The sequence below is a fragment of the Oerskovia paurometabola genome, from assembly GCF_016907365.1.
In the GTDB taxonomy this organism is placed as follows: Bacteria; Actinomycetota; Actinomycetes; order Actinomycetales; family Cellulomonadaceae; genus Oerskovia; species Oerskovia paurometabola.
In genome coordinates, this window is record NZ_JAFBBV010000001.1 from 2,206,719 (window position 1) to 2,221,365 (window position 14,647).

Annotated in this window: 11 protein-coding genes and 1 tRNA gene; 7 read left to right on the top strand and 5 right to left on the bottom strand. The window is 69.7% G+C overall.

The window, feature by feature from the left end:
* Positions 1 to 180: 180 nt before the first annotated feature.
* From JOD48_RS09865 to JOD48_RS09875, 3 genes are all read left to right on the top strand, one after another.
* The gene (locus JOD48_RS09865) at positions 181 to 2,550 is read left to right on the top strand and encodes a glycoside hydrolase family 3 N-terminal domain-containing protein (protein WP_225226918.1); all 2,370 of its coding nucleotides are present in this window, start codon (positions 181 to 183) and stop codon (positions 2,548 to 2,550) included.
* 129 nt (positions 2,551 to 2,679) lie between these two features.
* Entirely contained in the window at positions 2,680 to 3,093 is a 414-nt protein-coding gene (locus JOD48_RS09870; RefSeq protein WP_191790309.1) for a hypothetical protein, read from the top strand.
* A 157-nt stretch (positions 3,094 to 3,250) separates the two neighbouring features.
* Positions 3,251 to 6,241 carry a glycoside hydrolase family 3 C-terminal domain-containing protein gene (locus JOD48_RS09875; protein WP_204808801.1) on the top strand — a complete coding sequence of 997 codons (2,991 nt, stop codon included), beginning with the start codon at positions 3,251 to 3,253 and terminating at the stop codon, positions 6,239 to 6,241.
* Between the two features lie 205 nt (positions 6,242 to 6,446).
* Here the strand turns inward: JOD48_RS09875 and JOD48_RS09880 are convergent, their stop codons facing one another.
* Positions 6,447 to 6,647: a hypothetical protein gene (locus JOD48_RS09880; protein WP_204808803.1), complete on the bottom strand. Its 201-nt coding sequence runs from the start codon at positions 6,645 to 6,647 to the stop codon at positions 6,447 to 6,449.
* A gap of 451 nt (positions 6,648 to 7,098) precedes the next feature.
* Positions 7,099 to 7,172 (bottom strand) — tRNA-Leu (locus JOD48_RS09885).
* Between the two features lie 120 nt (positions 7,173 to 7,292).
* Here JOD48_RS09885 and JOD48_RS09890 point away from each other — a divergent pair.
* A complete protein-coding gene (locus tag JOD48_RS09890; protein ID WP_191790312.1) occupies positions 7,293 to 7,991 on the top strand; it encodes an ANTAR domain-containing response regulator in 699 nt (232 codons plus the stop codon).
* 219 nt (positions 7,992 to 8,210) lie between these two features.
* Positions 8,211 to 8,879: a GNAT family N-acetyltransferase gene (locus JOD48_RS09895; RefSeq protein ID WP_191790313.1), complete on the top strand. Its 669-nt coding sequence runs from the start codon at positions 8,211 to 8,213 to the stop codon at positions 8,877 to 8,879.
* Positions 8,880 to 8,950: 71 nt separating this feature from the next.
* Here the strand turns inward: JOD48_RS09895 and JOD48_RS09900 are convergent, their stop codons facing one another.
* Entirely contained in the window at positions 8,951 to 9,397 is a 447-nt protein-coding gene (locus tag JOD48_RS09900) for a hotdog fold thioesterase (protein ID WP_191790314.1), read from the bottom strand.
* Here JOD48_RS09900 and polA point away from each other — a divergent pair.
* Positions 9,363 to 12,095 (top strand): DNA polymerase I, encoded by a 2,733-nt coding sequence (polA, locus tag JOD48_RS09905; protein ID WP_204808805.1) that lies wholly within the window; start codon positions 9,363 to 9,365, stop codon positions 12,093 to 12,095. The two genes, JOD48_RS09900 and polA, sit on opposite strands and share 35 nt — an antisense overlap.
* Positions 12,096 to 12,167: 72 nt before the next feature.
* On the opposite strand, the gene JOD48_RS09910 is transcribed toward polA, so the two are convergent.
* Positions 12,168 to 12,383: a helix-turn-helix domain-containing protein gene (locus tag JOD48_RS09910; RefSeq protein ID WP_225226919.1), complete on the bottom strand. Its 216-nt coding sequence runs from the start codon at positions 12,381 to 12,383 to the stop codon at positions 12,168 to 12,170.
* A gap of 132 nt (positions 12,384 to 12,515) precedes the next feature.
* Positions 12,516 to 13,325: a class I SAM-dependent methyltransferase gene (locus tag JOD48_RS09915; protein ID WP_191790317.1), complete on the bottom strand. Its 810-nt coding sequence runs from the start codon at positions 13,323 to 13,325 to the stop codon at positions 12,516 to 12,518.
* A 131-nt stretch (positions 13,326 to 13,456) separates the two neighbouring features.
* Here JOD48_RS09915 and JOD48_RS09920 point away from each other — a divergent pair, with 131 nt between their 5' ends.
* Positions 13,457 to 14,482 (top strand): 6-phosphofructokinase, encoded by a 1,026-nt coding sequence (locus tag JOD48_RS09920; RefSeq protein WP_191790318.1) that lies wholly within the window; start codon positions 13,457 to 13,459, stop codon positions 14,480 to 14,482.
* Positions 14,483 to 14,647 lie beyond the last annotated feature (165 nt).

The following is a 14,647-nucleotide window of genomic DNA, read 5'->3' on the forward strand; positions in this document are numbered from 1 at the left end:
CGTCCGGACAGGGACCGACTCCGATGTCGACCAGGTCCGCACGACCGATGTTGCCACGAGGGGGCATCTAGGGCGCGGCAGCACTTGAAGAGTCGAAGGAGACACACACGTGTACACCCGCAAGCGCGACGAAATGGGATGTCGATGAAGACTACGGCTACGGCACGACGAGGCCAGAGGATGACCAGAGGGGCCAAGGGAGCGGCGGCGCTCTCGGCGATCGCCCTGATCGCGGTTGCGGGCTGCACCAGCGGCACCTCCGACGAGAACGACACCAAGAGCGGGAACGCCTTCACCACCCGCGAGGTCACGGACGGCAAGACCGACTTCGTCGTCGTGACGAACCCCGGCGACGGCCCGGTCCTCTCCTACGGCGCCGACAGCGGGATCGAGCTCCTGACCGAGGAGGTCGACGGCAAGAAGGTCGCGTTCAAGGACATGAACGCCAACGGGACGCTCGACACGTGGGAGGACTGGCGCGAGACCGCTCAGGACCGCGCCGCCGACCTGGCCCAGGAGATGTCGGTCGAGCAGATCGCAGGCCTGATGCTCTTCAGCTCGCACGAGCGCTCCCAGGCGGACGGGCTCACCGACGCTCAGAAGGAGTACCTGAAGGACTCCAACCTGCGCAACGTGCTGCACGCCGGCGCGAGCGACGCCGACGCGACGGTCAAGTGGGCGAACGCGATGCAGGCCTACACGGAGACCCTCGCAGCCGAGGGCACCCCGTACGTCCCGGTGAACTTCGCGTCCGACCCGCGCTCGACCGCAGGCTCCGGCGGCTACAACGCCGAGGGCGCGGACATCTCGCGCTGGCCGTCGAACCTGGGTCTCGCCGCGACGTTCAACACCGAGCACACCAAGAACTTCGGCGAGATGTCCTCGGCGGAGTACCGTGCGCTCGGCCTGACGACGGCTCTGTCGCCGCAGATCGACCTCGCGACCGAGCCGCGCTGGCTCCGCGTCGGCGGCACGTTCGGCGAGGACGCCGACCAGAACACCGAGCTGGCTGCGGCGTACGTCGACGGCTACCAGGGCAGCGAGGGCACGGACCAGTGGGGTCCGGAGTCCGTCAACGCGATGATCAAGCACTGGTCCGGTGACGGTCCGGGCGAAGGTGGCCGCGAGGGTCACACCGACGCCGGCAAGTACGGCGTCTACCCGGGCGACAACATCGCGGCGCAGCAGCAGGCCTTCCTCGGCTCGCTCGACTCCGCGGCAGTGATGACCGCGTACTCGATCGCGCTCGACGCGAACGGTGAGCCGAAGTTCACCGACCGCATGGGCACGGCGTACGACCAGGACCGCATGGACCAGCTCCGCAAGGACGCCGGCTACGAGGGCGTCGTGGTCACCGACTGGGGCGTCATGAGCGGCGCCGACGACGAGGGCGAGATGTTCGGCATGGCCTGGGGCGCCGAGAGCCTCACCCCGGCCGAGCGCTACCTCAAGGTGCTGGGCACCGGTCACGACATGTTCGGTGGCGTCAACGACGCGACCCACATCCTCGAGGCCGCCGACCTGTGGCAGCAGAAGTTCGAGGCAGGCGAGCTCGAGGAGGACGCGCAGACCCGCTTCCAGGAGTCCGGCGCACGCATCCTGACGATGTTCTTCAACCCGGGCCTGTACGAGAACCCGTTCCTCGACCTCGAGCAGTCGAAGGAAGTCCTCGCGAGCGACGACAAGGTCGAGGCGGGCTACGCGGCCCAGCTCGACTCGGTGGTCATGCTCAAGAACGACGGCGAGACCATCTCGGCCACGGACGCCGCGGACTGGAAGGACAAGACCGTCTACATCCCGCGCAACTTCAACACAGGTTTCCCCAGCGCGTTCGGTCCCGGTGAGTACACCGAGGCACCGAGCATCGACATCGAGACTGCCGAGAAGTACTTCGGCAAGGTCGTCACCGACGAGGCCGTGACCGACGCCGAGGGTGTCGTCTCGAGCTACACCGCTCCCGACCTCTCCGACGTCGACGTCGTCCTGGTGGGCATGGACTCCCCGGACAACGGCGGCAACTTCTCCAACATCGGTCACGACCTGGAGAACGACACCTGGTACCCGCTGTCGCTGCAGTACCGTCCGTACACCGCGGACGGCGAGAACGTCCGCAAGGTCTCCCTCTCGGGGGACATCCTGGCCGACGGCACCAAGCAGAACCGCTCGTACTTCGGCAACACCTCGAAGATCGCGAACGAGTCCGACCTGGACGCGTTCGAGCGTGCCACGGCTGCTGTCGAGGCCACCGGCAAGGACATCCCGGTGATCACGGTCCTCAAGGCGATCAACCCGGTCGTCCCGACCGAGTTCGAGGGCAAGTCCGACGCCATCGTCGTGGGCTTCGGCACCAGCGACCAGGCGCTCATCGAGGTCGCACTCGGCCTCTACGAGCCGAAGGGCCGCCTGCCGATCCAGTTCCCGAAGGACATGGACACGGTCGAGGCCCAGCTCGAGGACGTCTCCAAGGACATGACGCCCTACGTCGACGCCGCGGGCAGCTCGTACGACTACGGCTTCGGCCTGAACTTCGCGGGGCCGATCACGGACTGACGGCCGCGCACCGGGTGGCCGGCGGCTCGCGCCGGCGGCCACCCGGGTACCGGGGCGTCCCGTGGACGCCCCGGTGCACCCGCAAGGCCGCGGGACGTGCTCGCGGCCAGAACTCACCAAGGAGCAGAAGTGAAGCAGAACAAGGTGCTGACCACCGGCCTCGGCGTCGTGCTGGGTCTGACGGGGCTCTTCGGCCTCACCGCCTGCGGCAGCGGCGACGGCGACTCGGGCGCGAACGCCTCCGCGGAGCAGGCAGCCGACGTCGACATCAAGGACGACCTCGAGAACGCCAAGACGGCCGTGGCGGACGCCCTGGCCGAGGACGACTCCTGGGCCCAGATTATGCTTGCCAGCGACGTCAAGGCCCCGACCGTCAAGTACGGCCTCCTCGTCGTGCCCTACACGGCCTCGGACGCCGCGTCGCGCGTGCAGGGCACGGTCGACATCAAGGACGGCAAGTTCACGATCGAGGGCGACTCGGCCGCCACCGGCCAGACGTGGCAGATCGACCAGGACGGGAAGATCTCCGAGGTGTCGGAGTAGCTCTGCGGAGCACCGCCCGGTCCCTGGCCAGACGCCGTCCGCGGGACCGGGCCGTCGACCAATCACGACGAGACGCTGGCAGTGCGTCACGTCCGCGGCGCACAGCCGACGATCCCACCCATGATCTGATCGCTGCCCGCACTCGAGGAGGAATGCAGTGAACGCCAAGGCGAAGAACGCCGATCGGCAGAAGAAGCCGATGTCGAACAAGAAGTACCTGTGGATCTGGGCACCCACGCTCGCCACGGTGACCGTCGTGACGGTCGTCGCGAACGTCGCGCTCAACGTCGCCGGCGGCTGGGTCGCGTCCCAGTTCGGCTCCGGCACGTACGAGTTCACGAACGCGGCGGAGTCGGCCGACTGGGACACCGAGTACTACACGTCCGACTTCGGGTCGATCGACGAGGTCGACGCTGCGGCCAAGACGCTCGTCGAGGAGATCGCGGCCGGCGGGATCGTCCTGGCGAAGAACGATGCCGGAGCGCTGCCGCTGGCGCCGAGCTCGCGCGTCACGATGCTGGGTCGCGCGGCAGCGGACCCCGTGTTCGGCGGTTCTGGCTCGGGGTCGGTCGACACGAACTCGGCGGTCACGGCACGTGCCGGCCTCGAGAACGCCGGGTTCGAGGTCAACGACCAGGTCTTCACCACGATCGAGGCGTTCGCGGCGGAGAACCCCCGGGGCTACATCGAGATGGACCGCCCCGACATCTCGACGTACTACATCGGTGAGATGCCGGTGAGCGAGTACGAGGCGCAGGCCTCGTCGTTCTCGCAGTACTCCGACGCGGCCGTCGTCTACGTCGGGCGTCCGGGCGGTGAGGGCGGTGACCTCACGCAGGACATGGCCGACTGGGACGAGAACGCCGAGCCCGGACAGCACCAGCTCGAGCTCAACAAGGACGAGCGTGACCTGATCGCGCTGGCCAAGGAGAGCTTCGAGACGGTCGTCGTCGTGGTCAACGCCTCGACGACCATCGAGATGGGCGACCTCCAGGACGACCCCGGGGTCGACGCGATCCTGCTCGCCGGCTCGCCCGGCGCGACGGGCCTCGACGCGCTCGGCGACATCCTGGCGGGCGACGTGAACCCGTCGGGTCGCACCTCGGACCTGTGGGCCGCCGACTTCACGGCAGACCCGACCTTCGCCAACTTCGGCGGCTTCGTCTACGACAACATCGAGGCGTCGTTCCCGGTCCCGGCGATCGAGAAGGCCACCTCCAACGCGACGCTGACCTCCGACGCCCCGTTCGTGAACTACGCCGAGGGCATCTACTTCGGCTACCGCTACTACGAGACCGCGGCGGCAGAGGGCTTCATCGACTACGACGACGCGGTCGTCTACCCCTTCGGGTACGGCCTGAGCTACTCGAGCTTCGCCTGGAACGTCGTCAGCACCGAGGCCGGTGCGGTCGACGGGAAGATCTCCGTGACCGTCGAGGTCACCAACACGGGCGCCACGGCGGGCAAGGACGTCGTCGAGCTCTACTACACCGCTCCCTACACGGACGGCGGGATCGAGAAGTCCGAGGTCGTGCTCGGTGGGTTCACCAAGACGGGGCTGATCGAGCCGGGCGCGAGCGAGACCGTGACGATCGACCTCGCGGTCGAGGACATGGCCTCGTACGACCACCTGGGCAACCAGGCGTACGTCCTCGAGGCGGGCGACTACAGCATCACCCTGCGGACCGACTCCCACACCGTGGCCACCGGCACGGAGCCGTTCGTCTACACCGTCGACTCCGACGTCGTGTACTCGGGCGACGACCACCGCGCGACGGACCTCGCTCCGGTGACCAACCAGTTCGACGACGTCTCGGCGGCGTTCAGCACCGAGCAGACCGAGGGCAAGATCCTCTCGATGTCCCGCGCGGACTTCGCCGGGACGTTCCCGAAGGCTCCGACCGCGGACATGCTCGTCGCGGACGAGGCGGTCCAGGAGGGCTTCCAGCCCTGGGACGACGAGGCCGCGGCGGCAGCGTTCGAGGGCGAGATGCCCACGACCGGTGCGCAGACGGACCTCACTCTCGTCGACATGCGTGGTCTGCCCAAGGACGACCCGAAGTGGGACGAGCTGCTCGACTCGGTCTCGGTCGGTGACATGACCAGCATGCTCCTCAACGGTGCCTACCAGACGGCCGCGATCGGTTCGATCGCCAAGCCGCAGACCGTCGAGCCCGACGGCCCCGCGGGGTTCTCCTCGTTCATCAACTCCTCGATCAACGGTGTGGCCTACCCGTCGGAGTTCCTCATCGCGCAGACGTGGGACGTCGAGCTCGGGAGGGCGATGGGCGAGATGCTCGGCAACGAGGCGATGTTCAAGGACATCAACGGCTGGTACGCGCCCGCGATGAACCTTCACCGTTCGCCGTTCGGCGGCCGCAACTTCGAGTACTACTCGGAGGACCCGTTCCTCTCCGGTGCGATGGCGACCGCGGTGTCCAACGGTGCCGCGAGCAAGGGTGTCTACACGGCGCTCAAGCACTTCGCGCTCAACGAGCAGGAGACGAACCGCGTCAACAACGGCATCGCCACCTGGGCGGACGAGCAGACGATCCGCGAGATCTACCTCAAGCCGTTCGAGATGGCCGTCAAGAACATCACGATGGACGTGCAGTACGTGTCCGACGAGAACGGCACGATCTCGGAGACGACGATCGGAGCGGGCGGCATCATGAGCTCGTTCAACCGCATCGGCGCCACCTGGGCGGGCGGCTCCGAGGCGCTCATGACGAACGTCCTGCGCACCGAGTGGGGCTTCGAGGGTTTCGCGATCTCGGACTTCAACCTGTACCCCTACATGAGCCCGAACCAGGGGATCAGCGCGGGCACGGACCTGACCCTGACCTTCCAGCCGTCGAAGTCCTTCGTGGACACGACGTCGGCCAAGGCGGTCAGCGACATCCGTGAGGCGACCCACAACATCCTGTTCACGGTCGCCAACTCGAACGCCATGAACGGGCTCGCGCCCGGGGCCACGGTCACCTACACGCCGCCGACCTGGGTCTACATCCAGATCGGTGCGACCGTGCTGATCGGTCTCCTGGTGCTGGTCGGCGGGTTCATGGTCACGCGGCGTGTGCTGCGGCACCGCAAGGCCGAGGCTCCCGCTGCCACGCCGGAGCGGGTGGCCGTCGGCGCCGACTCCTGAGACCGCCTCGGTCCGTCGTGCGGGTGGTCCCCCGACACGGGCACGACGGACCGAGGTTCCTGCGGCCGGGCGGCCGACGGTGCGTGTTCCAGCGCGTCCCGTCGGCCGCCCGGCCTTCTTCGTGGTCTCCTCGTCCCCCGCGGGGGACGGCGTCGGGGGAGGCGGGCGGGCGCCGCCCGACGGCGGGGGTGCGGCGACCTGTCGGTCAGGCCGGTCGTTCGAGCACGGCCGCCTCCGGCTGCGGCTGGAACGGTCGGTCCAGGAGAGCGTGCACCGATCGCCGATGCTCCTCGGCGACCGGGAGGCGTTCGGCCAGCTCGACGACCCACCCCGACAGCCTGCGCAGGGGCACGTCGTGGTCGTTCGACGCGGCCCGCAGGACGCTGAAGGCGCGGCTGGTGCTCACGTCGCACGTGAGCGCGAGGATGCCCTTTCGCCTGCTCGATCGTGGCGCGGTGCTCGGCCGCAGCACGGATCTGCTCGCCTGCGAGCACCTCGGCCCGCTGAGCGAGGGTTCGCGTGAGGTCGGTGAGGTACCCCATGACCTCGACGACCTCGTGCGTGTCGCAGTCCCGCCGTCCCTGTCCCACGAGGCACACGGTCCGTCCTCGCCCCTGGGCCGTCTCTTCACGTTCTCGCACCGTGCGCGCTCCCACCTCGACCGAAAGTCGATACTCGATCGACCGGAGGTCGAGAGGGCAGCCATCGGGAGGAGACCCGGATGCGACGTGGCGGACCAGGCGCGTGGGACCTTCTTCGGGGGGCTCCGGCGCACAGCGTGGGTGGACCGGGCCCTGTCCGGCCTCATGAACGACGATGCAGGCCAGGCGTCAACGCGCTGACCTGCATCGTGGGGGTGCCCCGGGTGGGATTCGAACCCACACTGGATCGGGTTTGAGCCGAACGCCTCTGCCGGTTGGGCTACCGGGGCACTGACCGTGCGGGGACCTCGAGGAGCCCGCAGCGGTGCGTGGACCATCGAACCACAGAACCGGGACGAAACGAGAATCACACCCACAGCGCGGGGCGAACGGGGTGTTCTCCCACTACGATGAGGGACGTGAGTGACGACAACGCGCAGCCCGATGCCACGGCACCGCTCGACCTGCCCCCCCTGATCAAGCCCGAACCGAGCGTCGAGGCCGAGGCGCCCGCTGCGCCGTCGGGCGGTCGCCCTGCCCGCCGTGCCGTCGTCGCCGAGGACGAGGCGCTGATCCGCATGGACGTCGTCGAGACGCTCCGCGAGGCGGGCTTCGACGTCGTCGGCGAGGCGGGGGACGGCGAGACCGCGGTCAGGCTCGCGCTCGAGCTCAAGCCCGACGTCGTCGTGATGGACGTCAAGATGCCCGAGCTCGACGGCATCTCGGCGGCCGAGCGCATCGGCAAGGCGCACGTCGCGCCCGTCGTGCTGCTGACGGCGTTCTCGCAGACCGAGCTGGTCGAGCGCGCGCGGGACGCCGGCGCCATGGCGTACGTCGTCAAGCCGTTCAGCCCCGCGGACCTGCTGCCCGCCGTGGAGATCGCGATCTCCCGCTACTCGCAGATCAGCGCGCTCGAGTCCGAGGTCGCAGACCTGGCCGAGCGGTTCGAGACCCGTAAGCGCGTCGACCGCGCGAAGGGTCTGCTCATGACCAAGATGGGTCTCTCCGAGCCCGAGTCGTTCCGCTGGATCCAGAAGACGTCCATGGACCGTCGTCTGACGATGCGAGAGGTCGCGGACGCCGTCATCGAGCAGGTCGGCGGCGCCTGATCCGGTGCGGCACGTCGCGAACCGGGTCGTGAACAGCCTCTTTGTTCGGGACGCTCAAGAAGGCTATGGTCATGGACAGGTGTCCAGGACGATGAGTTCGACGATCCGGACTCCCACGAAGCATCAGTCGATCGATGACCGGGGGCGCTCGTCGGTGGCAGACAGCTCTGCTGCCGCCGGGGTGCTCCGAGGTCGGAGGATCCTACGAGGAGGTTCCACGTGCGTGCAGCAGTAGTGGTCAGGCCTGCGGTCGGCAACGACCTCCCTGGTGTCGCTGCACTCTGTGCCGAGGCACGTCGCGAGTCCGCGGCCGGTCCTCAGGTCTGCCTCTCGGACGAGTCCAAGCTGGTCCGCCAGCTCCGGGTGCTGCTGTCCGTCCCCGGCGGCACGGCGCTCGTGGCGTTCCACGACGACGTCCCGGTCGGCTTCCTCCTCGCCCGTGTGCTCGACCCGCACCTCTTCAACGACGAGCCCAGCCTGTACATCGAGGCGCTCTACGTGTCGCAGGACGCGCGGCGACGCGGGGTGGGTCACGCGTTGCTCACGGCGACCGCGGAGCTCGCAGCCGAGCACGGCGCGATCGACGTCTTCTCGGTGCCGATCCCGGGCTCCCGGGGCGTGCAGCGATTCCTCGCGCGGCTCGGTTTCGCACCCGCCGCCGGGCATCGTGTCGTCTCGACGTCGGTGCTCCAGCGTCGGCTCGCCGCGGACTCGGGCACCCTGCGCCGTGGCGCGCGCAGTCTCGAGGACCTCATCGCACGCCGTCGCAAGGCGCGGACCGACGGTCAGACGGGTCCGGTCGACCTGCGCGCCTTCCAGGACGACTACCGTCGCGAGGCCGCCGCGGGTCTCGACGCCCCGCTCGTGAGCGAGCCTGCGACCCGCTGACCCCGACACGTGAAGGGCCCGGCTCGATCCTTCGAGCCGGGCCCTTCGTGCGCCTGGTGGTCGGGCGGGCCTCAGCGCCCGTCGAGCACCATGCAGGTCAGGCGCGCGGTGCACACGCGCCGCCCCTCGTCGTCGACCACCACGATCTCGTAGCTCGCGGTGGTCCGTCCCAGGTGCAGCGCCGTCGCGACGCCGTGCACCGAGCCCGAGCGCACGCCACGGTGGTGTGTGGCGTTGATCTCGATGCCCACGGCCGCGCGTCCCTCGCCCGCGTGGATCTGCGCCGCGATCGAGCCCAGGGTCTCGGCCAGCACGACCGAGGCGCCGCCGTGCAGCAGTCCGGCGGGCTGGGTGTTGCCGGTGACCGGCATGCTGCCGGTCACGCGGTCCGGGGCGACGTCGTCGAGGGTGATGCCCATGCGCTCGATGAGGGTGCCCACGGTGCTCGCACGCAGCGCCGCGAGCGCTGCGTCGTCGGGGGAGATGGTCGGGCTCTCGGCTCCGTGCGTGTCAGTCATAGCGGATAGGTTTGCACTCGTGACCACCACTGCGCGACCTCGCCTCCTGCTGATCGACGGACACTCGATGGCCTACCGGGCCTACTTCGCCCTGCCGGTCGAGAAGTTCTCGACGACCACCGGCCAGTCGACGAACGCCGTCTACGGGTTCGTCTCGATGCTGACGAACCTGCTGCGTGACGAGAAGCCGACGCACGTCGCGGTCGCGTTCGACGCCGGGCGAGCCTCGTTCCGCACCGAGGTCCTGCCGACCTACAAGGGCACGCGCGACGCGAGCCCGGAGCCCTTCAAGGGTCAGGTCCCGCTCATCAAGGACATCCTCGCGACGCTCAACATCCCCGTCCTGCAGAAGGAGAACTTCGAGGCGGACGACATCTTCGCGACCCTCGCGACCCAGGCCGCGGCCGTGGGCATGGAGGTCCTGATCTGCTCGGGCGACCGCGACTCCTTCCAGCTGGTCCGCGAGGACGTGACGGTGCTCTACCCGAAGGTCGGTGTCTCGACGCTCGCGCGCATGACCCCGGACGCGGTCCTGGAGAAGTACGGCGTCCCGCCCGAGCGCTACCCGGACCTCGCCGCACTCGTGGGGGAGACCAGCGACAACCTGCCGGGCATCCCGGGCGTGGGTCCCAAGACGGCGGCCAAGTGGATCAACGCGTACGACGGCCTGGACGGCGTGCTGGCCTCGGCCGACAAGATCACGGGCAAGGCGGGGGAGAACCTGCGGGCCAACCTCGACCAGGTGCGCCTCAACCGGCAGCTCAACGCCCTGCTGACGGACATGGAGCTCCCGCTCGGCCCGGACGACCTGCTGGCCCAGCCCTGGGACCGCGAGGCGATGCACCGCGTGTTCGACGCCCTGGAGTTCACGGCTCTGCGCGAGCGCCTGTTCGCGCTCGCCCCGGAGGGGGAGGAGGACGTCGAGGAAGGCTTCGACGTCTCGCTCGCCGCGCTCGGGCAGGGTGAGCTCGGTGCGTGGCTCACCGCGCGCAAGGAGCGCCCGGTCGGGCTCGTGGTGGCGGGCAAGGCCGCCCCCGTGGGCGGTGACGCGTGGTCGCTCGCCGTGGCGGACGACGGCGCCGCTGCGGTCGCGGTCGACCTCGCCGACGTCGCGGTCGTCGACGAGCAAGCCCTGGCGGCGTGGCTCGCGGACGCCGACGCGCCCAAGGTGGTCCACGGCGCCAAGGCCACGTGGCACGAGCTCGCCGCGCGCGGCTTCGACCTGCAGGGTGTCGTGTTCGACACCGAGCTCGCGGCCTACCTCTGCCACCCCGACCAGCGCGGCTACGACCTGGGGGACCTCGCGATCCGGCACCTCAAGCGCGAGCTGCGGGTCGAGGAGGTCGACGAGCCCCAGGGGGCGCTCGACCTCTCGCTCGACGGCTCGGGCGAGGACAAGCGGGACGCCGTGCGCGCCGTCGGCGTCCTCGACCTCTCGGAGGTCCTGGTGGGCGAGCTGCGCGACCGCGGCGCGGACCACCTGCTCAGGGATCTCGAGCTTCCGCTGGTCGACGTCCTCGCTCGCATGGAGTCGCGCGGCATCGCTGCGGACGTCGAGTACCTGACCGAGCTCGAGAAGCACTTCGGTGAGCTCGTCGCGACCGCCGCGTCCGAGGCCTACGACGTGATCGGCCGCGAGGTGAACCTGGGCTCGCCCAAGCAGCTCCAGGAAGTCCTGTTCGACCAGCTGGGCATGCCCAAGACCAAGAAGATCAAGACCGGCTACACCACGGACGCGGCAGCCCTCGCGGACCTGTTCGCCAAGACGGGGCACCCGTTCCTCGAGCACCTGCTCGCGCACCGCGACGCCACGCGCCTGCGGCAGACGGTCGAGGGCCTGCTCAAGTCCGTCGCTCCCGACGGGCGCATCCACACGACGTTCCAGCAGACGATCGCGGCGACAGGGCGGCTGAGCTCGACGGACCCGAACCTGCAGAACATCCCCATTCGCACCGAGGCGGGTCGGCGGATCCGCCGCGCGTTCGTGGTCGGCGAGGGCTACGAGACGTTGCTGACCGCGGACTACAGCCAGATCGAGATGCGCATCATGGCGCACCTGTCGGGCGACGAGGGCCTCATCGAGGCGTTCCGTTCGGGCGAGGACCTGCACAGCTACGTGGGTTCGCGCGTGTTCGACGTCCCGACCGACCAGGTCACCCCGGCGATGCGCTCCAAGATCAAGGCGATGTCCTACGGTCTGGCGTACGGGTTGTCCTCGTTCGGCCTCTCGCAGCAGCTGGGCATCTCCGTCGGAGAGGCAGCGGGCCTCATGGAGGACTACTTCAAGCGCTTCGGCGGCGTGCGCGACTACCTCACGGGCGTCGTCGACGAGGCCCGGGTCACCGGGTACACCGCGACCATCCTGGGGCGTCGTCGCTACCTGCCCGACCTCACGAGCGACAACCGCCAGCGTCGCGACATGGCGGAGCGCATGGCGCTCAACGCCCCCATCCAGGGCAGCGCGGCCGACATCATCAAGGTCGCGATGCTGGGCGTCCAGCGCGCGCTCGACGAGCAGGACCTGCGCTCGCGCCTGCTCCTGCAGGTCCACGACGAGCTCGTGGTCGAGGTCGCGCCGGGGGAGCGGGACACCGTCGAGGAGCTCCTGCGCCGGGAGATGGGTGCGGCGGCCGAGCTCTCGGTCCCGCTGGACGTCTCGGTGGGTGCGGGACGCACCTGGCACGAAGCGGGCCACTGAGGTCCGGTCGGCCGTCGTCGGGAGGCTGCAGCGCTGCCCGACGACGGCGGAGGCCTCCTCGTCGCTGCGGGCTCACGACCGGGCGAACCGGGACCCGCCGTACTTCTTGTGGACGGCCTGGCGGCTGACACCGAGGATCGTCGCGATGGCGGCCCAGGAGACGCCTCGGGAACGGGCGCGGCGCACCACGAGCGCCTCGCGGCGGTCGGCCTCGGACCGCAGCTCGCGCAGCGCCGCGAGGGCGCGCAGCGGGTCGTCGTCGTCGGCCGCGCGGACGAGCATCGTCATGTCGGGCTCCTTCATCGGGTGTCCTCCGGTCGGGTGGCCGTGGCCACTGTGTCAACATAGGTTGACGGTTGGCATTGCGTCAACCCATGTTGACAGCTCCGGCGCGCCTCGCCGACGCGGAACCTCGCCGCGTCAGCCCGACCGGCGCGTCCGGAAGATGGCGGTCCCCGGGAGGTAGGCACCGCGGACCGGTCCCCAGCCGCCCCAGACCTCCTGGTTGTCGGCCGGCCACTCGGGCTCGACCACGTCCTCGATCACGAGCCCTGCGCTCACGACCTCACGCACGTGGTCCCCGATCGTCCGGTGGTACTCGGCGTACGCGACGCGACCGGACGTGTCGGTCTCGACGTAGGGTCGGCGGTCGAAGTACGAGCGGTGCGCCGTCAGGCCGTGCTCGCTCGGGTCGTCGGGGAACGCCCAGCGCAACGGGTGGGTCACCGAGAACACCCACGCCCCGCCGGGACGCAGGAGGCGAGCGGCCTCGCGGTGGATCGCGGCGGCGTCGGGCACGAAGGGGATGGCCCCGAACGACGTGAACGCGACGTCGAAGCTCGCGTCCGCGAACGGTAGCCGGCGTGCGTCGGCCTGCACGAGCGGCACGGCGACGCCCGTCGACGCGTTGAGCCGTGCACCCGTGGCGAGCATCCCGCCCGACACGTCGGTCGCGACGACCTCGACGCCGCGCGACGCGAGCCAGCGCGAGCACTGGGCCGCGCCGGCTCCGACCTCGAGCACCCGGCGGCCGTCGAGGTCGCCCAGGAGGTGGGCCTCCGACTCGCGCAGCCCCTCGGGGCACCAGCAGAAGTCGACCGCGCCGAGGAAGTCGCCGTGCTCGTCGAGGTACTCCTGCGCGTTGGCGTCCCACCACGTGCGGCCCGCGGCCCCACCCTGCTCCGCGGGCACGTCGCGGTACCCGACCGACCCGATCGTCTCATCCGTCATGCATCCATCGTCTCGCGAGGAGGGTCGTTCCGCGGCATCGCCGCTGGTGATCGATAGGGTGGGGGTTGGTCGGTCGAGCGATGGCGCTGGTCCGCCTTCCGACGATCACTCATCACGAGACGAGGTTCGAGTTGCGCATCGGTCTGCTCACAGGTGGCGGGGACTGCCCCGGTTTGAACGCGGCCATCAGGGCTGTCGTCAAGCAGGGGATGGGCGAGTACGGGCACACGATCATCGGGTTCCGCAACGGGTGGAAGGGGGTCGTCGACGGCGACATCGTCCCGCTCGGACGCCAGGACATCCGGAACGTGCTGCCCGTGGGCGGAACCCTCCTGGGGACCGCCCGCTTCCACCCGCACGCCTCCGACGGCGGCATCGACGCGGTCCTCGCGACGGTCGAGGCCGAGCGTCTCGACGCCATGATCTGCATCGGTGGCGACGGCACGCTGCACGCCGCCAGCAAGGTCGCGGACGCGGGCGTCAACATCGTCGCGATCCCCAAGACGATCGACAACGACGTGGAGGGCACCGACCTGTCGATCGGCTTCCACACGGCCGTCAACATCGCGACCGAGGCGATCGACCGGGTCCACACGACCGCGGAGAGCCACAACCGCGTCATGGTCGTCGAGGTCATGGGCCGCCACGCGGGCTGGATCGCCGTCAACGCCGGTATCGCCGGCGGTGCCGAGGTCGTGCTCGCCCCCGAGGACCCGTTCGACATGGACGCCATCGAGAAGTTCCTGCGCCACCGTCACCGTGCGCACGCCAACTTCTCGATCGTCGTGGTCGCCGAGGGCGCCGTGCCGCGTGAGGGCAGCAGCATGAACTTCACGCAGGAGCTCGGCAAGTACGGCGAGATCATCGCGGGCTCGATCGGTGAGCGCGTGTCGGCCGAGATCGCCAAGCGCACGGGGTTCGACACGCGCCTGACCGTGCTCGGCCACGTCCAGCGTGGCGGGGAGCCGACCCCCACGGACCGTATCCTCGGCAGCCGTTTCGGCGTGGCCGCGGTCGACGCGATCTCGCGCGGGGAGTCGAAGGTCATGACCGCGCTGCGCGGGGAGAGCGTCGTCCTCGTCCCGCTCGACGAGATCGCGGGCAAGGTCAAGCACGTGCCCGCCGAGCTGCTGCGGGTCGCGCACGCCCTGTCCTGACGCACGCTCCCGCACCGCGGACGGCCGCTCGTGGCACCCACGAGCGGCCGTCGCGCGTCGGTCGACGGGCCGCCGACCGGCACGCTCGACCCCGAACGGGTGAGAGCGCGTGCACAGACGCGGCTCCCTTTGACCCCGTCGCCTTTCCGTCGATAGGATGTCTGA